The sequence below is a fragment of the Sphingobacterium gobiense genome (genome assembly GCF_002980575.1).
GTDB lineage: Bacteria > Bacteroidota > Bacteroidia > Sphingobacteriales > Sphingobacteriaceae > Sphingobacterium > Sphingobacterium gobiense.
Genome location: NZ_PVBS01000002.1, coordinates 1,059,846 through 1,085,012, shown reverse-complemented (window position 1 = coordinate 1,085,012; position 25,167 = coordinate 1,059,846). Strand labels below are relative to the sequence as shown.

The 25,167-nt window shown below is 40.1% G+C and carries 23 protein-coding genes; 15 read left to right on the top strand and 8 right to left on the bottom strand.

Translation table 11 applies throughout. From position 1 onward, the window contains the following. Positions 1–5 precede the first annotated feature (5 nt). The gene (locus C5749_RS13280) at positions 6–1,061 is read left to right on the top strand and encodes a glycosyltransferase family 9 protein (protein ID WP_105726646.1); all 1,056 of its coding nucleotides are present in this window, start codon (positions 6–8) and stop codon (positions 1,059–1,061) included. Here the strand turns inward: C5749_RS13280 and C5749_RS13275 are convergent. Continuing rightward, on the bottom strand, positions 978–1,760 hold the full coding sequence (locus C5749_RS13275) for a glycosyltransferase family 32 protein (RefSeq protein ID WP_105726645.1): 783 nt from the start codon (positions 1,758–1,760) through the stop codon (positions 978–980). The two genes, C5749_RS13280 and C5749_RS13275, sit on opposite strands and share 84 nt — an antisense overlap. Positions 1,761–1,822: 62 nt before the next feature. Here C5749_RS13275 and C5749_RS13270 point away from each other — a divergent pair, with 62 nt between their 5' ends. From C5749_RS13270 to C5749_RS13255, 4 genes are all read left to right on the top strand, one after another. Continuing rightward, the gene (locus C5749_RS13270) at positions 1,823–2,599 is read left to right on the top strand and encodes a glycosyltransferase family 2 protein (protein ID WP_219847980.1); all 777 of its coding nucleotides are present in this window, start codon (positions 1,823–1,825) and stop codon (positions 2,597–2,599) included. Between the two features lie 73 nt (positions 2,600–2,672). Further along, a complete protein-coding gene (locus tag C5749_RS13265; RefSeq protein WP_105726644.1) occupies positions 2,673–3,764 on the top strand; it encodes a glycosyltransferase family 8 protein in 1,092 nt (363 codons plus the stop codon). Between the two features lie 24 nt (positions 3,765–3,788). Then, a complete protein-coding gene (locus C5749_RS13260) occupies positions 3,789–4,838 on the top strand; it encodes a WaaS/CpsH family glycosyltransferase (RefSeq protein ID WP_105726643.1) in 1,050 nt (349 codons plus the stop codon). A gap of 63 nt (positions 4,839–4,901) precedes the next feature. Continuing rightward, positions 4,902–6,191, top strand: coding sequence for a glycosyltransferase (locus C5749_RS13255; RefSeq protein WP_105726642.1), 1,290 nt, complete (start codon positions 4,902–4,904; stop codon positions 6,189–6,191). Positions 6,192–6,247: 56 nt separating this feature from the next. Here the strand turns inward: C5749_RS13255 and C5749_RS13250 are convergent, their stop codons facing one another. From C5749_RS13250 to C5749_RS13240, 3 genes are all read right to left on the bottom strand, one after another. Beyond that, positions 6,248–6,874 carry a glycosyltransferase family 2 protein gene (locus tag C5749_RS13250; RefSeq protein ID WP_181151417.1) on the bottom strand — a complete coding sequence of 209 codons (627 nt, stop codon included), beginning with the start codon at positions 6,872–6,874 and terminating at the stop codon, positions 6,248–6,250. Between the two features lie 43 nt (positions 6,875–6,917). After that, complete coding sequence (locus C5749_RS13245; protein ID WP_105726640.1) at positions 6,918–8,099, bottom strand: glycosyltransferase family 2 protein; 1,182 nt, start codon at positions 8,097–8,099, stop codon at positions 6,918–6,920. Positions 8,100–8,290: 191 nt separating this feature from the next. Continuing rightward, positions 8,291–9,727 (bottom strand): MAC/perforin domain-containing protein, encoded by a 1,437-nt coding sequence (locus tag C5749_RS13240; protein ID WP_181151415.1) that lies wholly within the window; start codon positions 9,725–9,727, stop codon positions 8,291–8,293. 358 nt (positions 9,728–10,085) lie between these two features. Here C5749_RS13240 and C5749_RS13235 point away from each other — a divergent pair, with 358 nt between their 5' ends. Beyond that, positions 10,086–11,150 carry a hypothetical protein gene (locus C5749_RS13235; protein ID WP_105726638.1) on the top strand — a complete coding sequence of 355 codons (1,065 nt, stop codon included), beginning with the start codon at positions 10,086–10,088 and terminating at the stop codon, positions 11,148–11,150. A gap of 8 nt (positions 11,151–11,158) precedes the next feature. Here C5749_RS13235 and C5749_RS13230 read toward each other — a convergent pair whose 3' ends face one another. Continuing rightward, the gene (locus tag C5749_RS13230; protein ID WP_105726637.1) at positions 11,159–12,037 is read right to left on the bottom strand and encodes a hypothetical protein; all 879 of its coding nucleotides are present in this window, start codon (positions 12,035–12,037) and stop codon (positions 11,159–11,161) included. A gap of 99 nt (positions 12,038–12,136) precedes the next feature. On the opposite strand from C5749_RS13230, the gene C5749_RS13225 reads away from it, so the two are divergent. Next, on the top strand, positions 12,137–12,505 hold the full coding sequence (locus C5749_RS13225) for a hypothetical protein (protein WP_146113754.1): 369 nt from the start codon (positions 12,137–12,139) through the stop codon (positions 12,503–12,505). 255 nt (positions 12,506–12,760) lie between these two features. On the opposite strand, the gene C5749_RS13220 is transcribed toward C5749_RS13225, so the two are convergent. Next, positions 12,761–13,144, bottom strand: a complete 384-nt coding sequence (locus C5749_RS13220; protein ID WP_105726635.1) for an HU family DNA-binding protein — start codon at positions 13,142–13,144, stop codon at positions 12,761–12,763. Positions 13,145–13,826: 682 nt separating this feature from the next. On the opposite strand from C5749_RS13220, the gene C5749_RS13215 reads away from it, so the two are divergent. The 6 genes from C5749_RS13215 to purE all read left to right on the top strand — a co-directional run bounded on the left by C5749_RS13215 (position 13,827) and on the right by purE (position 18,796). Continuing rightward, positions 13,827–14,513, top strand: a complete 687-nt coding sequence (locus C5749_RS13215; protein ID WP_105726634.1) for a zinc metallopeptidase — start codon at positions 13,827–13,829, stop codon at positions 14,511–14,513. A 153-nt stretch (positions 14,514–14,666) separates the two neighbouring features. Next, complete coding sequence (gene ffh / locus C5749_RS13210; RefSeq protein ID WP_105726633.1) at positions 14,667–16,010, top strand: signal recognition particle protein; 1,344 nt, start codon at positions 14,667–14,669, stop codon at positions 16,008–16,010. A gap of 24 nt (positions 16,011–16,034) precedes the next feature. Continuing rightward, a complete protein-coding gene (locus C5749_RS13205; RefSeq protein WP_105726632.1) occupies positions 16,035–16,619 on the top strand; it encodes an NADH-quinone oxidoreductase subunit A in 585 nt (194 codons plus the stop codon). A gap of 7 nt (positions 16,620–16,626) precedes the next feature. Continuing rightward, positions 16,627–17,121 carry an NADH-quinone oxidoreductase subunit B gene (locus C5749_RS13200; protein ID WP_105726631.1) on the top strand — a complete coding sequence of 165 codons (495 nt, stop codon included), beginning with the start codon at positions 16,627–16,629 and terminating at the stop codon, positions 17,119–17,121. Between the two features lie 18 nt (positions 17,122–17,139). Continuing rightward, entirely contained in the window at positions 17,140–18,282 is a 1,143-nt protein-coding gene (locus C5749_RS13195; RefSeq protein ID WP_105726630.1) for a 5-(carboxyamino)imidazole ribonucleotide synthase, read from the top strand. Positions 18,283–18,286: 4 nt separating this feature from the next. After that, the gene (gene purE / locus C5749_RS13190; RefSeq protein ID WP_105726629.1) at positions 18,287–18,796 is read left to right on the top strand and encodes a 5-(carboxyamino)imidazole ribonucleotide mutase; all 510 of its coding nucleotides are present in this window, start codon (positions 18,287–18,289) and stop codon (positions 18,794–18,796) included. Here the strand turns inward: purE and C5749_RS13185 are convergent. Both C5749_RS13185 and C5749_RS13180 read right to left on the bottom strand, forming a co-directional pair. Further along, complete coding sequence (locus C5749_RS13185) at positions 18,793–19,383, bottom strand: RNA polymerase sigma factor (RefSeq protein WP_105726628.1); 591 nt, start codon at positions 19,381–19,383, stop codon at positions 18,793–18,795. The two genes, purE and C5749_RS13185, sit on opposite strands and share 4 nt — an antisense overlap. Positions 19,384–19,660: 277 nt before the next feature. After that, complete coding sequence (locus C5749_RS13180; protein ID WP_105726627.1) at positions 19,661–20,932, bottom strand: serine hydroxymethyltransferase; 1,272 nt, start codon at positions 20,930–20,932, stop codon at positions 19,661–19,663. Between the two features lie 273 nt (positions 20,933–21,205). Here C5749_RS13180 and C5749_RS13175 point away from each other — a divergent pair, with 273 nt between their 5' ends. Together C5749_RS13175 and ileS are read left to right on the top strand one after the other, a co-directional pair. Beyond that, complete coding sequence (locus C5749_RS13175) at positions 21,206–21,559, top strand: HesB/IscA family protein (RefSeq protein WP_105726626.1); 354 nt, start codon at positions 21,206–21,208, stop codon at positions 21,557–21,559. Positions 21,560–21,744: 185 nt separating this feature from the next. Beyond that, positions 21,745–25,161, top strand: a complete 3,417-nt coding sequence (gene ileS / locus C5749_RS13170) for an isoleucine--tRNA ligase (RefSeq protein ID WP_105726625.1) — start codon at positions 21,745–21,747, stop codon at positions 25,159–25,161. Positions 25,162–25,167 lie beyond the last annotated feature (6 nt).

Here is a 25,167-nt window from a genome sequence, read left to right as displayed (position 1 = left end):
GAAAGATGGAGACAGTCCGCGTATTGGTTATACGCTTCTCGGCGATGGGGGATGTGGCGATGGTGGCTTCTGTCTTACGAGAGCTCAGCGCGCAAAATAAGCGGATACAGCTCGTGATGGTAAGTCGTCCACAGTTTGCCGCATTTTTCGACGGCATTCCGAACCTCACTTTTCACCCTATCTTTCCTGATGAACAACATAAAGGAGCCAAAGGGTTATGGCGGCTTTTTAACGAGCTGAAAAAGTACGATATTGACTACGTAGCCGATCTGCATAACAACATTCGTTCACGGATTCTTACCTTGTTCTTTAAAACTGCCGGTTATCGTCTGGCCATCCTCGATAAAGCACGCCATCGAAAAAAAGAGCTAATAAGAAAAAGACATAAAGTTTTCAAGCCACTACGCCGTACTGTTGAGCGTTATGCCGACGTTTTTAGAATGCTCGGTTTTTCATTGAAATTAAGCCATCAACTACAAAGAGAAGTGCGCCCCGTACCCGATACCTATTCCTCTTTACTAACATCAAAAGCGATCAAAATCGGTATTGCACCGTTTGCGCAGCATCCTTACAAAGTCTGGAATTTGAACCACTGGGATATTATTTTCAGCACATTCCCGGCCTCTACATATAAATTTTTCATTTTTGGCGGCGGAAAACAGGAACTCGAGCAGGCGACAACATGGAGCAAACAGCATCCCCATGTTCATAATACGATCGGCCAGTTTGGCGTAAAGGCCGAACTTGACCTCATCAGCCATTTAGATTTAATGATTAGCATGGACTCCTCTGGTATGCATATGGCCTCCCTAGTAGGTACGCGTTGTCTATCTATCTGGGGAGCCACACACCCTTATGCGGGATTTTTAGGCTATGGACAATCGAAGGATGATTGTATCCAAGTAGAACACCCGAACCGGCCCAGCTCCATCTATGGAAATAAATCCTGTATTTGTAATGGTGTCGAAGCTATCAATCTAGTGACGCCGAAGATGGTGGTCGAGAGGATACAAAAAGAAATTCTTCCTATTTCCAAGGGTATAAGCCAATCGGGAGGCTAGTATTAACGGTGTACGTTCTATTTTTCGGGACAGCGATCGCCAATAGTAAGCGATATTCTTCTTTTTATTCCCCCAAGAATCCTCCCACCAATGGATCGCAATTGTATTCGATGTAATACAACTTTCATCATACGTTTCCATCCACGAAAAGGGATAAAAGTAATCCTTTGTAAGTACGAGCACATCTTCTAATCGTTGGGTTTTATAGGTGTCTACACCGTATCTCTTCATCAAGAGTTCGCTTGAGACGACCGGTGCTGCCATAGGGTGATATTTCATACGCTGCAGCTTCTCGGTTTCCTGCAAGCAAAGTTCGACAAAGCTACTACCCTTTTCACATCCAATAATTGCCGTATTAAAAGGAAACCTCGACACCCCCATCTCCGTTTGGAATCCAATAAAGGCTTTTTCACCGAGTAAATGATCAAATGTCTTTAATACTTCTACATCCGTATCGAAATAGATGCCTCCGTGTTTAAAAATAGCATATAAACGCATATAATCCGCAATAAATGCCCATCGCTTCTGTTTATACAAAACTTTTAGAAAAGGCATGCTGTCGAAAGGTGTATTGGATTCGTCCCATCTAATAACCTCGTAATCGGGCAAGTGCCTTTTCCACGATGTAATACACTTTTGAATGGTTTCACTATATTCCCCTCCCCCATACCAACAAAAATGAATTATTTTAGGAATCATCGTTTTGCTTTCTAATTTATTTATCTTTGCCCAAACTTAGGTAAAATGCATAGCATTCACCAATGCCTAAAGAAAAAATTATTGATATGGGCGTAAGCGGACTGGTTATTACCTTCAACGAAGAAAAACATATTGAAAAATGCATCAAGGGTTTACAGAAGGTCTGTGATGAGGTTATCATTATCGATTCTCATAGCCAAGATAAAACCGTCGAAATCGCCACATCGCTAGGAGCAACCGTTATTTCTCAGCCTTTTTTAGGCGACGGACCGCAACGTAGCTTCGGGCTACAATTCTGTAAAAACGAGTGGATATTAAATGTGGATACCGATGAGTTTCTGGATGACGATTGTTATCCGTTCTTTGAGAAAAAGGAATATCTCCAACTTCCTTATGATGCTTATAGCTTCAAAAGGAGAAACTTTCTAAAAGACAAAGAGATAAATTTTGCAGATTGGTATCCGGATTATGCTTGTCGTTTTTTTAATAGAAACACAGCTCATCCTTCCGTCCACCTGGTACACCAACGCATCGTTGCTACTAACCTGAAAAAATCCAACATGCACTTATTACATTATGCATGGGGTAGTTTCCACCAATTGATTGCCAAAAAAAACCAGTATACCGATTGGCAAGTAGAAGAGTTTATCAAAAAAGAAAAAAAAGTGAATGCCTTTTCTCCCGTAATACACGGCGTTACAGCCTTCTTTAAAGCCTATTTTTTAAAAAAAGGTATATTTCATGGCATAGATGGTGTAACGTTTTCGTTAATCCAATCGTTCTTCTCTTATATGAAGTATGCAAAAATGCTGGAAGTACAGCGGCAACGTAACAAATAGGTGGCATATATTTTGCAACTTCAGACACTTCATATATATATACTGGGGTGAGATACGGACTAAACATTAATAGATGATAAATTTTTTACCAACGCTTAAACACAGTACACAACCGGCAAGAAATAGAAGGGCTGTTGCATTATGCGTGGATAGCGCCTATCTGCCATATGCCTCCTTCGTTGCAAGCCAGATTCTGGAAAAAGAGACAACGCGCGATTTCGACATTGTAATCTGTCTGCCCGATACCGACAAGATTCCGGCATCTACCCGCGAGGATATCCGCTATTGTACCGTTGATTTCTCCGTAATCGATGGGCTTCCGGTCGGCCGGCTTTCATCGGCAACTTACCATAAAATATTTTTACCTGCTCTTTTTAAAGACGAATACGAGCAAATCTTATATCTAGATGCCGATGTTTATGTAAGTGCCCCTTGTATTTCACAGATTCTGGACAGTAATCAAGAAGGTAAAGGACTCATGATGGCTATCGATATATCGGAAATCGAACGTAAATCGGGCTTTAACTTCCATAATGCGTATCTAAACCGCTATATCGCTTTAAAGCATCAATACAGAAACGCGGGCGTGATTCTATTTAATACCAAGCGTCTACTTGAAATAGGCTATTTGGAAAAAATGATGGCGTACGCACGAAAAAACAGACAAAAACTTTTACGGCACGATCAGACGTTGATTAACACCGTGCTATATGACGAAATTGGATCTTTATCTTTTTTATATAATTACCAGCTTATCGATACAACTATACCTTTATCAGCAGAATTTCAGCCTAAAATCTTTCACTTTGTAGGTGAATTGAAGCCGTGGAATACAGAACATGGTTTTATTGGCTCCTTCCACACCGAATATGAGCGCTATATCGGACAACATTTCCCTGCTCATCAGATAACCTCTAAAACGGAGTTTGAACTGAAATATGAAAGCCGTAAGAAAAAACGCAAATACAAGAATGTTATTCGCGAACGGATGTCCTTGGGTGTATTTGTTGGCAAGGAAAAATTGAAACATGTGCTTTCTTTCTTTGACGAGAAATCTCCGGATAACGTTATGAATAGCCCCAAGATACGTCAGATTGTATCACGATTCAGAAGTACGATCGATACCTCAATTTATGAGTGTGAAATGGGTGCTTCGAGGGTTTAAGGGATAATTATGTTGGTATAAAATATGGAGTATTTTAAAGAAAAAAAAATAATACTCGCGATTCCGCAGAGCTTTTCGTTACACGAAGCTTTTATAAAACAATTAGAATCGCTAGGGCTTCAAATTATCGATATTAGCTATATCGTAGATAATTTTAAATACAAAAATCTACAACAACGTCTTTATAATAGCTTTCGAAAACTATTTTTAAAAGATTATGAATATAAGAATACATTAAAAGCCAAATTGGCCGAAGACAAAATTCAGAAAGCCCTCTCTGGTATAGATAAGGTAGATTACGCATTATTTATTAGACCCGACTTCTATACTTTCGATATTATAGAAAAGGTAAAAAAAATAGCGGACAAAACAGTGGGATATCAATGGGATGGACTAAATAGATTTCCTAACGCCTATTCCAGAATTAACCTATTTGAACGCTTTTTTGTATTCGATCCCGAAGATTTGCGCGCATCAGGAACACTCCCTATTACTAATTTTTATTTCGATTATTCTTTAGATGAAAATGGTGCAGCAGCATCAGATGTATTCTTCCTAGCTACTTATATAGAGAGCAGAATGGAGGAAATTTATAAGTTTTTTAACACAGTAAATTTACTATCGTTAAATGTAAATGCGCTTATTTATACCACAAAAGAAGAAATAGCAGACTACGTTCACAAAGTTTGTCCATCACTGAAGGTAATAACAAACACAATACCTTATGACTCCAATTTAAAGCTTGCTAAGCGTTCGAATATTATTATCGATTTTGCTCACAATATACACAATGGATTATCCCTTAGAGTTTTTGAAGCAATAGGATACGACAAGAAGCTTATAACTACAAATAAGTTCGTAAGAGACTACGATTTCTATAACCCTGCTAACATTTTGGTTCTAGAAGATGAATACACTCCGGAATCGATAAAAGAATTTATCGAAATACCTTATGAACCTTTGGATTCACAAGTCAAAGAGAAGTATGGCTTTACGAATTGGATAAAGTATCTTTTTAATATTGAAGGTCATATTCCGATTGAACTTCCCGTGGCTATGCATAAAACTCTGTAACCAAAGAAAAATCAAAGACGGACATTAATAAAGATTCTATCATAACCAAAAAAAGCAAACAATATGTCATTAGAGCGCGGCATTAACATATTAGGATATATAAATAAACAGTTTGGACTCGGCGAGGGAGTGAGAAGTAATATACGATCGATATCCAGTACAGGAATTCCATATGTACTCAACGATTTTAAAGAAAAAATTTCTCCCGATATCAAAGATGAGAATACCGACGGTCTAGTAATCACGGAAGAAAATCCCTATGACATAAATCTCATTCAAATTAACGTTGACAACTTTGAAAGACTATTAAATTCAAATGGAGCTTCATATTTTGCGGGAAAGTATAATATCGGCTTTTGGGCTTGGGAGTTAGAGTTGTTTCCCTCCTCATATCAAAAATATATAGATCTTTTAGACGAAATTTGGGTACCGAGTAATTTTTGTTTAAATGCTATTTCACAAATATCCAATAAACCGGTTCTTCGTTTTATGCATTCTATCGATATTCCGGAAAACGATATTACCAGAAATGATTTAGGCCTACCTGCAGATAAGTTAATTTACTTAACTATTTTTGATTACCATAGTAGTCTACACAGAAAAAACCCTTACGCTGTAATTAAGGCTTTTGAAGATGCTTTTGGAGACGATCACTCTAAGCTTCTTGTCTTAAAGGCGTCCATCGGTGTGGAATATCCAAATGCTAAAAATGAGTTATACTCCTACATCGAGAATAAGAAGAATATCATGCTTATAGAGGACATTCTTCCCAGAGAAAAATTATATGGTTTAATAAATAATTGTGATGTTTTTGTTTCAATGCACCGTTCAGAAGGTTTTGGACTGACCATGGCCGAGGCTATGTATTTAGGGAAGCCGGTTATTGCGACAGCATATTCAGGAAATACAGAATTCATGTCTGCTTTCAACAGCGTGCTTATTCCGTATACATTAATACCAACTGGGGATAACTATATGTATAGCGATCTGAATAACTATTGGGCAGATGTCGACATAAATGAGGTTAGTCTCGCCTTGAAACGCCTAGGAGAATCTCCGTCTGAAAGGAAAAAACTCGGTGATAGTGCTAAAAAACACATTAAGGACCTCCTTTCCCCTAAAACAGTAGGCAAAGGAATGAAATCACGAATTGATTACATTTATGACATTTGCTTACCTCGGCGAGAAAAAGATCTTCAAGAAACTCTTTCAGAGCTCACAATCGAGAACATTAACCTCAAACGCAAAGTAGACGCTCTAAAACAAATTAAAATGGTGAAATGGAAGTTGGCTTTCAAAAATTTAAAAAATAAACTGTTTAAACGAAACAGAAAGTATATTTGGGAAGATTAACTTCGGCAGGTTCTTATATCTGGACTCATGAACGACTATTACTCGCCTGATTTACACTACATTAAATCATCATAAAAGTCATTCTGAGCTTCCTGTCGCTTAATATTTTTCTCATGGATCAGACAAAATCGATAGTCTTCATCCGGTAGATTCATAAAAGTTTGGTATCCTGCCAAAACTTCGTGCACCTTATTGACCCAGTGAATATTCCTTTTTGTTTTTAGCTTAAAAATTCTCATCTGAAAATCAGGGAAATTGACATATCCATCTTCATTTTGTTTCCAATTCCATTTTGTAATATGCTCGTCGGTAATACCATGCACAATGTTAATCCTTGGCACGCAAAAGCAGTCTACCTTTTCGCTTTTCTGCAATTGCTGTTTCAAATTTTGTAAAAGTGACTCGGACGGAATTTCGTCTGCATCTATCTGAAATAGGTAATCACAGGTAGCACGTGCCACCAAATTATTTTTAAAAGCTGAAAAATCTCCATCAAGTCGAGCAGTCAAATGCAACACGGCATTTTTAACTTCTTCAATTAAGTTGGATACCCCTTCATGTGGATTCGTTATATCCTGTAAAATAATTATTTGATCGTCATCGTCCATATGCTCGAAAAGACAGTCAAGCAGATTTCGTAATTCTTGTTCTTCATTACATACTGTTATTCCGTATGTTATCATTGGTTTCTTTCTAAAAAAATTAAACCAGCTCATCAATTAAATTTCAATTAAGATTTCTTACTATCAATTCTTCTTCAGATGCTTTTAAATTTTCAATCTGAAAATGAAGATTACCTTTTTTAAATCTTTTTCTGTTAAAGAAAAGCTTTTCAATTAAAGATGTTGACTGATAAAAGTGTCTATGCAGAATTTCTGGAAGCCAAAGCAGATTTTTGAAATCTTTTTCGTCTAACTTATTCATATCAAAAGAAACCAATACATCATGCGATTCTATTTGATCAATATGTGCAAAACGGCTCGTTAGATCAAACGCTGTATTTTGTTGCTCATCTGCAATATAGCCATTACCGTCTGCATCAATATATATCTTCGCAAAATAGGGCTCTATTTTACGAAGATTCGATAAATCTGCATGATATACTATAGCAGCTATGTCATACCTTTTATGAAGAGATGAAGAAGGTGCAAACCGCCATTTCCTATAAAAGTTTCGTATAGCATTTTCCTCTATCCTTTTCGTTCTGTCTTGATATTCCCGAGAAAATCGAGAAGTCTTGCTTACAAAATGATACACGATTGCTTTCGGCACTTGAAACATTGTAGCATTTTGGAGTTTAAATCGTATTAACAAATCACTATCTTCACAAAACATCGGGTTATATAGCGGATCCATTCCCCCCATTTCCAGTAACCATTCTCGTTCAACGCAAAGGAAAAAAGAAGCATCTTCCGTTATAAATGGCTTTAAATTGGCCTCGGCTTGTCTTCCTTTATTATATTGACAAAATTCTTCAGTTCTAAAGGTTTCGAGATCAGTTCCGAAATCTATGACAACTTTCCAATCATGTTTATCTTCGGCAAAGATTGGTGGCTCGACAACGGTATAAAACAACAGTTGTCCCGGCTTCCAGGCATCAATAAGCTGTTCCACAAATCCCTTGCCCATAATCATATCGTTATGTAAAAATGCGACTAGCTTACCGCTCGCAAGCAAAACCCCTGTATTATAGGTATCCGATAAAGTTTTCGATTTTTCAGAGTAAAAATATTTGACAAAAGGATCTAGCAGGCCATCTAACCATTCATGAGTATTGTCACTACTGCCATAACTCACAAACACAATTTCCACTTCTGGATATAATTGTCTGACGCTAGCATAAAATGCTTTCGTATAATCTAAATTATTTCTAAGACCAACAATTAACGATAAATCCCTTTCTTCCATATCTAAATACAAATTTAGATAAAATATGCTCTATTGCCGCATCATGATATCGTAGAAATTCTGAGATATGACGACAATAGCCATTTCGGAGGATATCATACCCACAGGAATTCGCTATGGAGATCTTTTTATATATTAAGAGAGGCCAAAAACACTGTTCTTGGCCTTCCCAAACTTATGTACTTCACTTTTTATCTAGGCACATAAAATTTAACTCCCTCATACTCATAATTCACATGGTTACCTCTGACTAGGGAATAATAATGATCCGTATAATACTGACTATACCATCTGTGGACAGGTTTTAATTTAGAATTGCTAGAATTGTTAGGATATGCGTAGAATGCTATTCCTTCATAAGTCATATCAGCCATATACTCAGCTCCAGGATTAAGTGTATAGAAGTTGTTACTATTACTTTTCGCTAAATATCTATAAACTGGCAAAGTCCCTGGTACCTGATAGTCATAAGCATAAAATGCAATACCTCGGTTCTCGGCTGAATGGTACTCATTCGCAAGATCCATTGATAACACATGGTTATTATCATGTCTCGTTGGTCTAGGCAACCACATACCATCGATATAAAGAATATAAACAGGTTTATCCTTATAAACATTTTTTACAACACCATTTTCTAAATAATTTTCAAATGCGGACTTCAACGCACTTCTTTTACTCGCATCCGCAACGAGTTCATAAATTGGGATCAAGCCGTCGCGACCGAAATCTACCAATACTGAATTCTCGGGTGTCACACTATTTTGCCAATTCTTTATGTTAATCTTGGGCGCGCTTGCATCAAGATCAATTACTCCTCTTAATTCTTTCGTAGGATCACCTCCTAAAGTACTATAAGATAACTTCTTCGAAAAATTCTGGTTGGCAGCACTTGTATTTACATCACGGGCACCGTCCACTTCGACATCGAAAATAGCTTTCGCACCGACCTTGATTCCGATACGAGCTGCCTGCGTACGATTGGAATTTCTTGTTTCCGACTGAAATTTCATATCGAATTTCCCTCCTGTATAAATATCCGTCAACACAAAAGGTCCGTATTTTCTGACAATATAGGCTGCAGATTGAGTAGATAGATCTGTCGAAAATTCGTCCGTTAAGTAGGTCCTTAATAATTCCGTTGGAGCATTTAAGCGGTATCTTTTTTGTTTAATTACCAAGTTATAGCTACCATAAATATATTTGCCATCAAAAGAAGAACTATCATTATTCTCATAATTAAATTTGGAGGAAAGTTCCCAACCAAAGAGTTTAAAACCCGCCGTTGCACTCGCTTTGTTAGAAACACTTCTAGAATATTGTTCAGCGTTTTCTCCGTATTCCTCTGTGTATTCCTGTGATAATGGTCTCCCTTCAATCACACGATTAGGATGATCATTTTTTAATCGCTCAATGTCTATAATAGAATTACCCTGTGACGCTGCATTAGCATATTGGCCCAGAACATCGTAACCGTACCCCAGTAAATCATAAGGCCCCATACCCGCAGCAAGTGGTCGTACTGTTTGGGCGGAGAGATCTCCGTCGGTTAATACAGAATCGACACTTTCCGGAGTGGCCATTTCTTTGTTACAGGATGCTGCTAAGCCTACTACGCAGAGCAACAATAATCTAGAGATTTTTTTCATAAAAGAATTAAATTAGTTGATTGTATAAACAATCGGTTTGTAAATTATTTCAATAATAACATTATCTTAATGCTTTTGCAACTTTTTTCAAAACCTATGGTAAATAAAGTCAATAAAATCAGGAATAAGGAACGGGTTGATAATATTAATAAAAGAATAACACTACCTTTAAATGGTGTTAAAATAACTGACTATCACAAATATGATCTTCTGTGAATACAATAGATTCTTCACGAAAATCGACATACCAGCCCCGTTTATTAAGGGAAAGAAACACGAATTAAAATAAATGCATTATCTTGGCGCTTTAATGCAAACATTCCATTATTCTTAAGCAATGCACACACCAAAGATCAAATCAATACTCCCATTAGCGCTAACAGTTGTTATTGCACTAATCTCCTGCGAGAAAAATACATTGGACGAGCCCAAAACAACAAACCCTGAAACTATAGAACCGGAAACAAACAAACCGACGGAGCTTAAGTTTGCGGTCAAGAATCTATCAGACAACAAAAATACCACAAATAAAGAAGGATATGGAGATTACAACTTCTTGGGATTCGGCTATGATGTAACCGGCAAGCATTCACATAAGACTTCCATTAAAGAACCTATAATTAATACACCGTCATTTGTGCAGGAAAGTTCGGGTCGTTTCGCTTCGCTCCGGGTGCTAACTTCCAGTTTCAAATCCATATATGCCACTGACGCAGAAGAGTTAACTAAATGGTTAGCAGAAGGCACACCGAATACAGGTTACTTTAAAGGAAATATCACACATCCGTTCCCCGATACAGATCCACAGGAAGATCAATACATCTATGGTTTGTATGATTCGTATATCAAATACAGACGTCTCACACTCTATGGCAGGAATAGTCAACTAATACCCTATTTAACCGCAGACTTCCAAGTAGACAGCAAATCATTGGAACCAGCGGAACTTGTCAAAAAATATGGCACCCACGTCTTACTTTCTTTGTTTACAGGAGCAAAGTTTAGTCTCGATTACCGCGCTGAATATACGGGTACAAACCGGCGTAATGCCGTAGAAAATAGCTTCCGAGTAGGTTTAGGTGATTGCTTCGAATTATTTTCGGGATTTCTTGATCCGCTGGATTCCGCAGCATTCAAAGATATTCGTAATCCCACCATAGCGTTTGAAGCAATCGGTGGGGATCCGTCTAAAATTTTGATAGATGAAACTTCGATTTCTAAACCGATAGTTGATAGAACAGCATGGGCAGAAACCATCAACGAAGATAATGCTAGATTTATTTACATTGATGGTTTGGACAACTTGTTGCCGATTGCGGATCTTATCGAAGATTTAGGTAAAAAACAAGAAGTACAAGCTTATATAAACGAATATATCAACACAAATGAGGTAAAGCTGTAGTTAATCGATCATATCGGCTCGGCGTGTATTTCGTATCCAAAGCCATTGACATCCGTGTCTTCACTCTTGATCAGCGCGATAATGGATTTACCGGTAAGCCATATCTTTAAAACCTGCTCTTCTTTAAATTTTGTTTTGAAAAGCCTCAACAATTCATTAAGGGGGGATCCTTCTGCTACATGATATTTTGCTTCTCCATATAATTCCGTAATATAAGAATCAAGCAGTTCCGCTTCCCGATCTCCAATCTCCGCATTAGGTCTTCTATAATCAAACGAATCAAATCTCACGCTAAGTCGGGATGATAATACATCATCTCGTAAACTGGTAAAGATCTGCATCGAATAATCTCTCATATGTTCATTGGTAAATCCCACCATTTTGTTTGAGTCTTCACCCAATCGATCCCAATTGATATTTAAAAAATCACCATCTGCAAAAATCTCCGTTACAGCAGAATCCTGCACAACAAGCTGTCCGTCCTTATAACCGTACAAAAACGTCTTATAGTTTCCCGGCAGGTAAAAATAGTGACTCCATTCAGTCCTGAATTGAGAATTAATCGTACCATTTTTTTCTAGAAGATGTACCCCATCTTCATTTCCTTCTACCTGCCATATCAAAGAATCCAAAGCGTCAGCATAACGTATTAAAATAGCAAATCCTCCATTAGGCGCCGTATAGGTACTGTCCTCTAAGCTAAACCCCACCTGCTCATAAATATGTCCCTCACTCTTATCAGTCGTCAACATTAAGGGTAACGACTGGATTTCTTCTTCTGGTTCTGGATCGAGCCCATCGTCTGGCAATACTACATTATCATCCTTGTCAGAACAACTTCCAAACAACAGTGCGGACATCACCAAAAAGCAAATCTTTTTTAACATACAAATCAGGATTAGAATAGGAGTAAATATAAAAAACATTTCAACCAATCATTAATCTTTTACCATTAATCCCAGTCAAATAAAATAAATCAAAAATCTATGCATAAATTATTCACTTATCTAACCGCTGGTGTGTTATTATTTTTGGGATCGTGTGCCGCATTAAGGCACGGAGACATGAGTTTGATTAGCTTGGGAATGTCAAAGGAAACGGTTGTTAAACGTATTGGAAAACCCAACATGGTGGTCATGGCACAATCCACCGAAGAAGGGCCCCTAGAGGTATACGAGTATATGCCTGTTGACCGCAACTCGTATACAGAAACAGTCGAACGTCGTCCTGTTTGGGTGTATTTCCTCAACGGAGAAGTTATGGAGTGGGGTCCGGGAGAAGACTGGCAGATTGATAACGCGCTCACGAAACGAATGCTGGAGCGATACCGAGAGCATAAAAGAAATAGGCGTTAAAATTATTTTTTAATTAAATGAAATTAAGTTTCCAAAGTTCAAATGGCTGTCAGAAAACTTGCCTCGGTAACTTTTCAAAAACCGACTTGGAGTTTGGAAAGTTACCGCGGTCGTTTGCGCAAAACAAACTTTCATTATAGAAAAACAAGCTATCATTTGTTTTAGTGACCGCGGTAATTCCCAGACATCTAAGCACAAAAAAAGCCGGCATCCTAGGAACGCCGGCTCAACCATTAAACTATAAAAAAACGCGAATTACTCGCTTTTCCTGAAAGTTAAATCCGCTATCGCCTTCTTGATTCGCATACCGTTCTGGAACAGCACACGTTTGCGATGGATATTGGCAGCAGTCACCTCTTCTGCTGTGTCACTGCCAATACTGCCCGTCCCTAAGCGGAAGGAACCGAGACTGCCCAAACGGACAATGTAGCCTTGCGAGATATTACGCGGGATTTCCCGCACCAAGCTGTATAATACCGCCATGACGTCCGATTCCGTGACGGACGAGGCATGGGATATGTCGGAAGCCAAATCCTCTAGGGTGATCTCACCACTGCTTACCGGACGTGCATAGAACTTTTTAGGGGCAGCCGCATCCTGCGGGTTGCCGATTTCCTGTACATTAAATTTAATTGCCATAATACTAAAATTTAAAAAATGTTTGTCGGTAGCGGTTCACTACTCCGTCGGCGAGCTCTTTCCGTTGGACGTTCCCGTTACCTCCTCTTCTTGTTCGTCTCCTCGCGAGTGGATGAACAGCACAAACGTAAAGACAGCAATCAAACAAAATGAAATTTTGATCCGATTTGATCTAAATTGATAGGATTTGATAAAAATTAACCCTAACGAAACCACTGTATCTGTCTGTCAACTCTTCGCGAGACGATCGAACAGCACAAACATAAATCTTCCTCCAAATCTCTTTGGCCGAAATGGCCGGAAAAGGCCGAAATGGTAGTAAATGTCCGGATATGACCGAAATGTCCGAATTTGGTATTCTTGCCCCGTCTAGACCTGCGATTGGCTATCTAATCCGAACAGCCGTCGAACAAATATCGAACAGCTTCCGATTATTTCCGGAGAACAGCCGATAGCCCGTAGAGCAATCTTCGAAAGCAGGCTAGATTATTCCGTTCCTATTCGATATACTTCTACTCAAAAACACATCAACACAAGCAATATTGACAGCTTAACATCAAATTTTCTATTTTAAGCTGACAAAATGAATCGTTTTTGTTATCTTCAAGCCAAATCATAACGAATGGAATATGGTTTGTAGAAGAAAGAGAAACAGCAAAAGATTTAAAAAGGAATAACGACTATGTATTGGATTATATTTATTGGGATTGCGGTTATCAGTTGGATCGTGCAATCCAGGTTTAAGAACAAGTTTAAAAAATATTCAGAGACCCCTTTGAGTTCGGGACTTTCGGGCGCTGAAATTGCTCAGAAAATGCTCCATGAAAATGGGATTTACGACGTGAAGGTTCTTGTAGCTAACGAGGGCGGTCTGTCTGATCATTATAATCCGGCAAACAAGACAGTGAACCTCAGCAACGAAGTATATTATGGCCGTAGCGTCGCTGCCGCTGCGGTTGCAGCGCACGAAAGTGGTCACGCCGTACAACATGCAACTGCCTATTCTTGGTTACAGTTCCGTTCGGCGATGGTACCTGTTGTGAGCGTAGCCTCTCGCCTAACTTCTTGGGTATTGATAGGCGGTGTTTTGCTAATGGCCTTTAGCGGGAATCCATGGATCCTAGCAGTTGGTGTGGGGGCGCTTTTTTTGACGACACTATTTGCCTTCGTAACCTTACCGGTGGAGTTCGACGCATCGGGCAGAGCGTTGAAATGGCTGGAGTCAGCTAATATTACACACAGCCGAGATGAGCACGACGGGGCGAAAGACGCGTTGAAATGGGCCGCAATGACCTACGTTGTAGCCGCTTTATCAGCACTCGTAACATTGCTATATTATGCCTTTATCCTTTTCGGCAGAAGAGATTAACGCTAAAGAGCATACAAACATATAATAAAAAAATGCGACAGAATAAGTCGCATTTTTTATTGTTTAAATAGATTCCCCGTTGAATAATGAAATAAAATTCGACACTATTTTGTAACTTTGGCACTTAGCACATTTTAAGACGAGAAATAAGACATGTTTCAGAATTTACAGGATAAACTGGATAGAGCCTTTAAAGTACTAAAAGGACAAGGAAGTATTACTGAAATAAACGTCGCAGAGACGATGAAGGAAATTCGCAAGGCATTATTGGATGCCGATGTGAATTATAAAACAGCCAAAGCATTTACCGACGAGGTTAAGCAAAAAGCGTTAGGTCAGAATGTACTTACTAGTATTTCGCCAGGGCAATTGCTGACTAAAATCATGAACGATGAACTGACTTCCCTTATGGGAGGAACAGTTACCGATCTGGATATAACACACAACCCTACGGTTATATTAATAGCGGGTTTGAACGGTGCGGGTAAAACCACGTTCTCTGGGAAGCTAGCCAACTATCTCCGTGATAAAAAAGGAAAAAAGCCGTTGTTAGTTGCAGGAGACGTTTATCGTCCGGCTGCGATTGACCAATTGCAGGTGTTGGGCGAGCAAGTGGGCGTTCCGGTTTATGTCAATCGCGAATCCACTGACCCTATAGCAATTGCTGAGGAAGGCGTAGCAGAAGCCAAACGCAACGGAAATAATATTGTCATTATCGATACTGCCGGACGATTAGCCATTGACGAAGCTTTAATGACCGAAATAACCGCAGTTAAAGAGGCGACCCAACCGCATGAAATCCTTTTTGTCGTGGATGCCATGACGGGGCAAGATGCGGTCAATACCGCTAAAGCGTTTAACGATCGTTTGGATTTCACGGGTGTAGTGCTCACCAAGTTGGATGGTGACACCCGTGGTGGTGCTGCCTTATCGATTAAATCCGTAGTCAATAAACCGATTAAGTTTATCGGTACCGGCGAGAAAATGGAAGCGCTAGACGTGTTCCACCCTGACCGTATGGCATCCCGTATCCTAGGAATGGGTGACGTGGTTTCTTTGGTAGAACGTGCCCAACAGCAGTTTGACGAGAAAGAAGCAGCGGAGCTACAAAAGAAAATCCGCAAAAATAAATTCGACTTCAACGACTTTAAGTCCCAGATTCAGCAGATTAAGAAAATGGGAAACATGAAAGACTTGATGGGGATGATTCCCGGCGTCGGCAAAGCCATTAAAGATGTAGAAATAGAGGACGATGCGTTCAAACCGATTGAAGCGATTATCGACTCTATGACGCCTTTTGAAAGAGAAAATCCAGATGCGATTGACACAAAACGCCGCATGCGTATAGCAAAAGGCTCAGGAACAGATATTAACGAGGTGAATAAGCTCATGAAGCAGTTTGCGGACATGCGCAAGGTCATGAAGCAAATGTCCAATCCTGCTATGGCAGCTAAGATGATGCGTAATATGCCCAAAATGCCTGGAAAACCTTTTTAAAATAATATTTTGTAATTTTGCCCTATGGATGACCCCGCGCAGCTCTCGGAATATGGAAAGATACTATTAATAGCGATAGTAGGTATCTTTTTGGTATGCGCAACCATTTTGTTGGCGAAAATATTATCGCCAAAGAAACCGAATCCTCAAAAACTAAGTACATACGAATGTGGTGAAGAAGCCACCGGAAACGCCTGGATACAGATAAACCCACGGTTTTATGTAATTGCTTTGGTCTTCCTACTATTTGATGTGGAATTGATCTTCGTATTTCCTTGGGCAACGGTTTTCGGGAGTAGGGAATTGGTCGCTGCCGATGGGCGCTGGGGATGGTTTACCTTAGTGGAAATGGGTATGTTTTTGGGTATTCTGGTAGTAGGATTAGTATATGTATGGAAACGGGGTGACATTTCGTGGATTAAACCCGCACATGTAGAACCGCGCGTTTCTGTCGGTATTCCGGCTACGGCCTATGAACAATTGAATAGCAAAAAATACCATGTTCGCGACTATAAGGAAACTGTATCGTCGGAAACAGTTGATACCGATACAAAAGCGGCTCGCAGTGGAGGGCTAGGGTTTCGACCAAAATTCAAGAAGTCAAATTAATTAAAACATGGAAGCAGCACAAAGTGGAGGAGTCATAATTGCCAAAATGGACGATTTGCTGAATTGGGCAAGGCTATCATCTATGTGGCCGGTCAGTTTCGGAATCGCTTGTTGTGCGATAGAGATGATGGGCGCTATGGCTTCGACCTATGACCTAGATCGCTTAGGCGTGTTCCCGCGTCCATCTCCCAGACAATCGGATGTGATGATCATTGCGGGAACGGTGACTTTCAAGATGGCGGATAGGATAAAAAAACTATACGAACAGATGCCTGACCCCAAATATGTCATATCGATGGGTTCGTGTTCAAATTGTGGCGGTCCGTATTGGCAACACGGCTATCATGTGGTGAAAGGTGTAGATAAGATTATCCCTGTGGATGTATATGTACAGGGATGCCCACCGAGACCAGAAGCATTAATCGGCGCATTCTTAGAACTTCAAAAAAAAATAGAAACAGAAAATATATTACAAGATCAATATTTTTCTGAACACGCTTAATATATTTTTAAAAACACTATGGCAAAAGATTTTTATGGCGAGTTGCAATTAGGTATTCTTGGCGGAGGCCAGTTGGGTCGTATGCTCATACAAGAAGCCATCAATTACAACGTAAACGTGCATATATTAGACCCTGATAAAAATGCACCGTGCCGTAAATTATGTAACCGTTTTGAATGCGGTTCGTTAAATGATTTTGATACGGTCTATAACTTTGGTAAGGATTTAGACATGATCACCATCGAAATCGAAAAAGTGAATGTGGATGCTTTAGAAAAGTTGGAGGGCGAAGGCGTTATCGTATATCCGCAGTCCCGGATCATTCGATTGATTCAAGACAAAGGTCTGCAAAAACAATTTTTTAAACAGAACGACATTCCTACCGCAGCTTTTCAACTAATTTCTAACAAAGAAAATTTATATGAAACGGCTATCCCCCTACCTTATATACAGAAGCTCCGCAGGGATGGCTATGATGGCAAGGGAGTTAAAAAGATCAATAATACCTCAGCAATAGAACAGGCTTTTGAAGAGCCTTCTTTGATAGAAGAGTTAGTTGATTTCGAAAAAGAGATTGCCGTAATTGTTGCCAGAAACGATAGAGGCGACGTATCTACCTTTCCGTTGGTAGAGATGGAGTTTAATCCCGATGCGAATTTGGTGGAGTTTTTGATATCTCCATCAACATTACCTTTTGAAATCCAGACGCAAGCTGATGAAATTGCTAAAAAGATAGCAGAGGACCTACAAATTGTCGGTCTTTTGGCTGTCGAAATGTTTCTCACAAAAGATGGTGAGATTTTAGTAAATGAACTTGCTCCTCGCCCACACAATAGTGGACATCATACGATTGAGGGAAATATCACCTCGCAATTCGCACAGCATTTACGTGCTATTTTCAATTTACCGTTGGGCGCTACGACAGCGAGGACAAATGCGGTGATGATAAACCTGCTAGGCGAACCACGGTATGAGGGACTTGCTAGATACGAGGGCGTGGAAGACGTACTTGCCGTTGAAGGTATATTTGTTCATTTATATGGAAAGAAATATACAAAACCTTTTCGCAAAATGGGGCATGTATGCATTGTAAATGACGACCGTGATTTAGCGATAAAAAATGCACGCTGGGTACAGAAAACATTAAAGGTAAAGGCTTAAAAAGATGAACCGAGAAAATATTGCACAAGTAGGTATAATCATGGGTAGCAAATCTGATCTTCCCGTGATGCAGGATGCCATCGAGGTATTGAAAGCGTTAGGAGTGAGTTTTGAAGTCTCCATTGTTTCGGCCCATCGTACGCCCGAACGCATGTACGAATATGCGAAATCAGCCGCAACACGCGGACTGAAAGTTATTATCGCAGGAGCCGGCGGTGCCGCCCATCTACCGGGAATGGTGGCTTCGATAACCCATTTACCTGTAATCGGTGTTCCGGTAAAATCCTCCAACTCTATTGACGGTTGGGATTCGGTGCTTTCTATATTACAAATGCCTAATGGAATTCCGGTAGCAACCGTTGCATTGAATGCCGCAAAGAACGCCGGAATTTTGGCTGCTCAAATTTTAGCCACTTCTTCGGAGGAATTGGCATTGGCTATTCTAGCCTTTAAGGCGGATCTCAGAGCAAAAGTAGAAGAAACTGCTGAAGAAGTAGAGAATATGGGGTTTTAGCCCATATTCAATAGCATATTATGCTCCTCAATCATCTTTCGCAAATTATTGAGTGCATAGCGCATACGCCCAAGTGCCGTATTGATGCTGACATCGGTTATTTCAGCAATTTCTTTAAAGCTCATATCACAAAAATGGCGCATAATAAGTACCTCTTTTTGGTCATCAGGTAACTTTTGAATAATCTTTCGCAAATCAACATCGCGTTGATTAGTCATTAATTTAGACTCCGCGTTATCGTCAGTAAACTCCAGTACTCCAAAAATATCATACCCGTCACTACTCACCACCGTGGGGCTTCGTTTTTCTTTCCGAAAATGGTCAATCACCATATTTTGAGCAATACGAACCACCCAAGGCAAAAACTTACCTTCATCATTATAACGTCCAGATTTTAGTGTTTTGATTACCTTTATAAAGGTTTCTTGAAAAATATCTTCCGCGAGATATTCGTCTTTCACTTGTAGATAGATGGATGTATATATTTTTGTCTTATACCTATTCAGTAGTACCTCTATCCCCGACTCATCCCCCGATACATATGCCTGAATCAACTCAAGGTCACTCTTATCTTTTAACGTTTTCATAGTAAATCCCTAGATTTATGTTTGAATTTATTTTAAAGAGTAAAGTGTTTTATAGGCGTCCTTTCGTTTGTATAATCATACCTCAAAGCAAATGAAAAATAACGATGATTCAAATTAAACGCTTATTTTTTAACATTTATTCACACATCTTTCGCATTTGCGTATACAACAAATAAACCCGTAAAATAGTTTATTTATTCGCCGTTTTATGCCGTATATACCATAAAAAAGGTGAGCAGTATGTGCCCACCTTTATATAATTTAACGATACTCGTTATTACTTATATAATGGAAACTGTGCCATCAAAGCTTTCACTTTGCCATGGATAGCTTCTAAACCACTTTCATTCGCTCTATTGGCCAAAGCTTCATCAATCAACTCACCAATTTGAATGATTTCGTTCTCCTTAATACCACGTGTGGTAACAGCTGCCGTTCCGAAACGTACACCTGAAGTTACAAAAGGTGATCGCGTATCAAACGGCACCATATTTTTATTCGTTGTGATACCAGCTTTGCCTAACACCGCTTCGGCATCTTTCCCCGAAATATCCTTGTTACGTAAGTCGACTAACATCAAATGGTTGTCTGTACCACCGGAAATGATCTTGTAATCTCGGTCTACAAAGAATTGAGCCAATGCTTGTGCATTCTTCCGAACTTGTTTAGCATATGTCAAGTAATCATCACTCAATGCTTCCCCATATGCTATCGCTTTAGCTGCGATTGTATGTTCCAAAGGCCCTCCTTGTGTACCTGGGAATACAGCCAAATCCAACAATTGAGTCATCGTACGGATCTCTCCTTTCGGTGTTTTAATACCCCAAGGATTTTCAAAATCTTCACCCACCATAATCATACCGCCGCGAGGACCACGCAATGTTTTGTGTGTAGTTGTGGTTACAATATGACAATGCGGAAGCGGATCGTTCAACAAGCCTTTTGCAATCAACCCGGCAGGATGTGATATATCTGCCAATACGAGTGCTCCGATTTCGTCAGCTACCTTGCGGATACGGGCGTAATCCCAATCGCGAGAGTAAGCAGAAGCACCACATATGATCATTTTAGGCTTTTCGCGTAACGCGGTCTCTTCTAACTGTTCGTAGTCAATAAGTCCCGTATCTTCTTTTACTCCATAAAATAACGGTTGGTAAATTTTACCCGAAAGATTTGCCGGTGATCCGTGTGTTAAATGTCCTCCGTGCGATAGATCAAGTCCTAAAATTTTGTCACCCGGTTTTAATGTCGCTAAGAAAACCGCCGCATTCGCTTGCGCTCCAGAGTGAGGCTGTACGTTTACCCATGTTGCACCAAATAGCTTTTTTGCACGATCAATGGCAATCGCTTCAACTTCGTCAACCACTTCACAACCTCCGTAGTAGCGTTTCCCGGGCAAGCCTTCCGCATACTTGTTCGTTAAAACCGAACCAGCGGCTTCCATTACTTGTTTACTTACAAAGTTCTCAGAAGCAATCAATTCGATGCCTTCTTCCTGGCGCTTTAGCTCATCGGCTATTAGGTTAAAAATGACCTGATCTCTTTCCATTATGTTATTGTTAAGGAGTACTATAAAAAACTGCTAAATTTTAGCGCAAACCTAAATAAAATCGTGATTATATGCAATTTAATTCTACAGCATATAACCATGAATTTTCATTTCGCTCTCCGCTGCCTTAGAAATAGATACTTCAGCGGAAGTGTACGATAGATCCATAAAAATTTAGGAATGTTGTATTATTGTCAAAAATAGACAGCTTCCAAAAGCTTCTTTAAAGAAAGATGTAAATTTGTAACAACGACATACATAAAACGACACGTAATGAGTACAGAAACGATAACAAATACTGCTCCCGTAACCTTGACTGAGGGGGCCGTAACGGAACTGAAAAAGTTGATCGACCAACAGGAAATCGGCGCAGATTTCGGCTTGCGTGTTGGTGTAGAAGGCGGAGGCTGTTCAGGGATGAGCTACATACTGGGATTTGACCAAAAGAAAGATGGTGATAATGAATATATGATAGCGGGAATACGCGTTTTCATGAATAAGTCCCATGGGCTCTATTTGGCGGGTATGGAAATAGACTTTAAAAGTGGTTTGGAGGCCCGCGGTTTCACATTCAACAATCCAAACGCCTCAAGTACATGCGGCTGCGGAAGTTCGTTTTCAGCATAATTTAAGATGGCGGGTTGATGTTGCCCGCCTTACTTTTAAAAACATCGCTTAACCTCCCAGCAGAAACCACAGTTAGCCGACACCTCGACGTTTCCTCAGTCAAGGCACAAACCAAACCAAGTACTACTATTTTCAATTTAAAATCGCTAAATTAGCGACCTTTAAAAAAACAATCGCAATTTCGGATGTATAAGGAATATAAGCAGTTAAACCTGCCTGAGATAGGTAGAGAAATACTAGAACGGTGGGAGTCGAATAATATCTTTGAAAAAAGTATATCAAATCGTCCGGCCAACAAACCCTATACTTTTTACGAGGGCCCTCCCTCCGCGAACGGTATGCCGGGCATCCACCATGTAATGGCACGCTCGATCAAAGACATCTTTTGCCGCTATAAAACCTTAAAAGGTTTCCAAGTGAAGCGTAAAGGTGGATGGGATACACATGGCTTGCCTATTGAGTTGGCCGTTGAAAAAACATTGAACATCACCAAAGAAGATATTGGTAAAAAAATCAGCGTCGAAGCTTATAATGAGGCCTGTCGGAAAGAGGTAATGAAATATACCGACGTGTGGAACGACCTCACTCAAAAAATGGGCTATTGGGTCGACCTTGGTGATCCGTATATCACGTATCAAAACGAATATATCGAAACCCTGTGGTATCTACTGAAAGAACTTTACAAAAAGGGCCTTTTATACAAAGGCTATACGATACAACCTTATTCTCCGGCAGCGGGAACCGGGCTAAGTTCGCATGAACTAAATCAACCGGGAACGTACAAAGATGTAAAAGACACCACCATTGTTGCTGAATTCCGGTTAGACAAAGCACAGGTACATCCACTCATGGCTACCTTGGTAGAATCTGAGGATGAAGATGTGGTCTTTATCGCGTGGACGACAACACCGTGGACGTTGCCGAGTAACACAGCTTTGGTCGTTGGTAAAAACATCGACTACGTCAAGGTAAAAACATTCAATCAGTACACAGGCCTACCAGTGTCTGTTATTTTGGCTAAAAATCTTGTCGGCAAGCACTTTAAGGCGGAAGGGCAACAAGCGCCGTTCCAAGATTATAACGTCGGTGATAAAATCGTGCCTTGGGAAATAGCGGCGGAATTTAAAGGTGATGCGTTGGTAGGTTTACGCTATCAACAACTAATGCCTTATATCACCAGTGAAGAGTTGATCGAAAAAGCTTTCCGAGTCATCCCAGGAGATTTTGTTACCACAGAAGACGGTACCGGTATTGTGCATGCTTCCCCTACCTACGGGGCGGATGACTTTCGTGTATGTAAGGAGAATGACGTTCCTGCTATTTTGGTACGAGACGAAAATGGCAAAGATATGCCTACCGTCGATCGTACAGGTCGTTTCATCAAAGAGATAACCGATTTCGCAGGCCGTTTTGTTAAAGAAGAATACTATTCCGCAGAAGAGCGTGGCGATCCAGCTTTTCGCCCGACGGATGTCCTTATAGCTATCAAGCTCAAAGAAGAAAACAAGGCTTTTGATGTCAAGAAGTATGAACACACCTATCCGCACTGTTGGCGTACCGATAAGCCGGTATTGTACTATCCGTTAGATAGTTGGTTTATCCGAACGACAGCCGTAAAAGAAAAACTGGTTGCACTAAACCAAACCATCAATTGGAAACCAGAAGCTACCGGCTCCGGCCGTTTCGGAAACTGGTTAGAAAACTTGGTAGATTGGAATCTTTCCCGCTCTCGTTATTGGGGCACCCCCCTTCCAATATGGCGTTCAGCAGACGAAAATGAAGAGACCTGTATCGGTTCGTTGCCAGAGTTAAAAACATTGCTCCAGCAAGCGATACAGTCGGATGTATTGAGCGCAGAGGAGAAAGCCGTAAATCAATCTTATCTGGATAAATTTGGAACGGACACGTTAGATCTCCATCGCCCATATGTAGACGATATTGTCTTGGTCTCTGACAATGGCCAAAAAATGTTTCGTGAACCCGATCTAATTGACGTATGGTTTGATTCTGGAGCCATGCCCTATGCACAGTGGGGAATCGATCACGACAAGCTAGCTCAGGGCGAAGAATATCCGTTCAACAACGGCTATGAGCAGGCTTTTCCGGCTGATTTTATTGCTGAGGGTGTCGACCAAACACGCGGTTGGTTTTTTACACTTCATGCAATCTCCACCATGATTCGCGGATCGGTAGCATTTAAGAACGTGGTATCTAATGGCTTGGTATTAGACAAAAACGGAAATAAAATGTCCAAGCGTCTAGGCAATGCTGTTGATCCATTCATTACCATCGATAAATACAGTGCTGATGCAACCCGGTGGTATATGATCAGCAATGCAGCGCCTTGGGACAACTTAAAATTCAATGAAGAAGGACTAGACGAAGTTCGCCGTAAATTCTTCGGCACCCTATATAATACCTATGCTTTTTTTGCGTTATATGCCAATATCGACAATTTCAGTTACAGTGAACCAGATATCGCCATCGAAAAGCGTCCGGAAATTGATCGTTGGGTTATTTCTTTACTGAACAGTTTAACCAAAGAAGTAGATGAACACTACGCTGACTTTGAACCCACTAAAGCCGCACGTGCTATTCAAAATTTTGTCGACGAGCATTTGAGTAACTGGTATGTGCGCTTATGTCGTCGTCGTTTTTGGAAAGGAGATTATACGGAAGACAAAATTTCAGCTTATCAGACATTATACACCTGTTTAGATACGATCGCCAAATTGATGTCTCCTATTTCACCGTTCTTCTCGGATCGTTTGTACCTCGATTTAAACGCTGGTGCTCAAAAAGAATCTACCGAATCGGTACACTTGGCAGATTTCCCTGCTTATCATGCGGATCTAGTAGATAAAGATCTAGAGGAACGTATGGCGCTGGCACAGGATATTTCGTCTCTGACATTATCTTTGCGAAAGAAAACAGGTATCAACGTTCGCCAACCGCTAAATAAGATTTTGGTGCCGGTATTGAATAATACTTTTCAGGAAAAAGTCGAAAAAGTCAAGGAGCTTATCCTCTCGGAAACAAATATTAAGGAAGTAGCATTTATTACGGACACAGCGGGCATAATCAAAAAGAAAATAAAGCCCAATTTTAAAGTTCTTGGCGCAAAAGTAGGGAAAGACATGAAAATGGTAGTAGCCGCTATCCAAACCTTAAGTGACGAGCAAATTGGCGAATTGGAAAGCCAAGGGGCCTTGGAATTGAGAGGTACACCCTACCATATCACACCGGAAGATGTGGAGATTATAGCCGAAGATGTCGCTGGTTGGCAGGTTGCAAATCTTGGGAAATTAACCGTAGCATTAGATATTCATATTACACCGGAACTAAAAAAAGAGGGCCTATCTAGGGAATTGATTAACCGTATCCAAAATCTCCGGAAGGAGAAAGGTTTCGAGGTCACCGATAGAATTAATGTTGTAATAACGCATAATACTGAAATACAACAAGCTGTAGAAGATAATTTATCGTATATTTGCACCGAAATTCTGGCAAACTCTATTGATTTTACAGAGGCATCATTGGAGTCTGGAGATACTATCGAAATTGATGGTAAGGAGTTAAGAGTAATTGTTGATAAAATTTAATTATTA

Bases quoted from the DNA above. Each gene is read 5' to 3' on its own strand.
- C5749_RS13280 (WP_105726646.1), top strand. From the start codon at position 6: ATGGAGACAGTCCGCGTATTGGTTATACGCTTCTCGGCGATGGGGGAT.
- C5749_RS13275 (WP_105726645.1), bottom strand. From the start codon at position 1,760: ATGATTCCTAAAATAATTCATTTTTGTTGGTATGGGGGAGGGGAATAT.
- C5749_RS13270 (WP_219847980.1), top strand. From the start codon at position 1,823: ATGCCTAAAGAAAAAATTATTGATATGGGCGTAAGCGGACTGGTTATT.
- C5749_RS13265 (WP_105726644.1), top strand. From the start codon at position 2,673: ATGATAAATTTTTTACCAACGCTTAAACACAGTACACAACCGGCAAGA.
- C5749_RS13260 (WP_105726643.1), top strand. From the start codon at position 3,789: ATGGAGTATTTTAAAGAAAAAAAAATAATACTCGCGATTCCGCAGAGC.
- C5749_RS13255 (WP_105726642.1), top strand. From the start codon at position 4,902: ATGTCATTAGAGCGCGGCATTAACATATTAGGATATATAAATAAACAG.
- C5749_RS13250 (WP_181151417.1), bottom strand. From the start codon at position 6,874: ATGATAACATACGGAATAACAGTATGTAATGAAGAACAAGAATTACGA.
- C5749_RS13245 (WP_105726640.1), bottom strand. From the start codon at position 8,099: ATGGAAGAAAGGGATTTATCGTTAATTGTTGGTCTTAGAAATAATTTA.
- C5749_RS13235 (WP_105726638.1), top strand. From the start codon at position 10,086: ATGCACACACCAAAGATCAAATCAATACTCCCATTAGCGCTAACAGTT.
- C5749_RS13230 (WP_105726637.1), bottom strand. From the start codon at position 12,037: ATGTTAAAAAAGATTTGCTTTTTGGTGATGTCCGCACTGTTGTTTGGA.
- C5749_RS13225 (WP_146113754.1), top strand. From the start codon at position 12,137: ATGCATAAATTATTCACTTATCTAACCGCTGGTGTGTTATTATTTTTG.
- C5749_RS13220 (WP_105726635.1), bottom strand. From the start codon at position 13,144: ATGGCAATTAAATTTAATGTACAGGAAATCGGCAACCCGCAGGATGCG.
- C5749_RS13215 (WP_105726634.1), top strand. From the start codon at position 13,827: ATGTATTGGATTATATTTATTGGGATTGCGGTTATCAGTTGGATCGTG.
- ffh (WP_105726633.1), top strand. From the start codon at position 14,667: ATGTTTCAGAATTTACAGGATAAACTGGATAGAGCCTTTAAAGTACTA.
- C5749_RS13205 (WP_105726632.1), top strand. From the start codon at position 16,035: ATGGATGACCCCGCGCAGCTCTCGGAATATGGAAAGATACTATTAATA.
- C5749_RS13200 (WP_105726631.1), top strand. From the start codon at position 16,627: ATGGAAGCAGCACAAAGTGGAGGAGTCATAATTGCCAAAATGGACGAT.
- C5749_RS13195 (WP_105726630.1), top strand. From the start codon at position 17,140: ATGGCAAAAGATTTTTATGGCGAGTTGCAATTAGGTATTCTTGGCGGA.
- purE (WP_105726629.1), top strand. From the start codon at position 18,287: ATGAACCGAGAAAATATTGCACAAGTAGGTATAATCATGGGTAGCAAA.
- C5749_RS13185 (WP_105726628.1), bottom strand. From the start codon at position 19,383: ATGAAAACGTTAAAAGATAAGAGTGACCTTGAGTTGATTCAGGCATAT.
- C5749_RS13180 (WP_105726627.1), bottom strand. From the start codon at position 20,932: ATGGAAAGAGATCAGGTCATTTTTAACCTAATAGCCGATGAGCTAAAG.
- C5749_RS13175 (WP_105726626.1), top strand. From the start codon at position 21,206: ATGAGTACAGAAACGATAACAAATACTGCTCCCGTAACCTTGACTGAG.
- ileS (WP_105726625.1), top strand. From the start codon at position 21,745: ATGTATAAGGAATATAAGCAGTTAAACCTGCCTGAGATAGGTAGAGAA.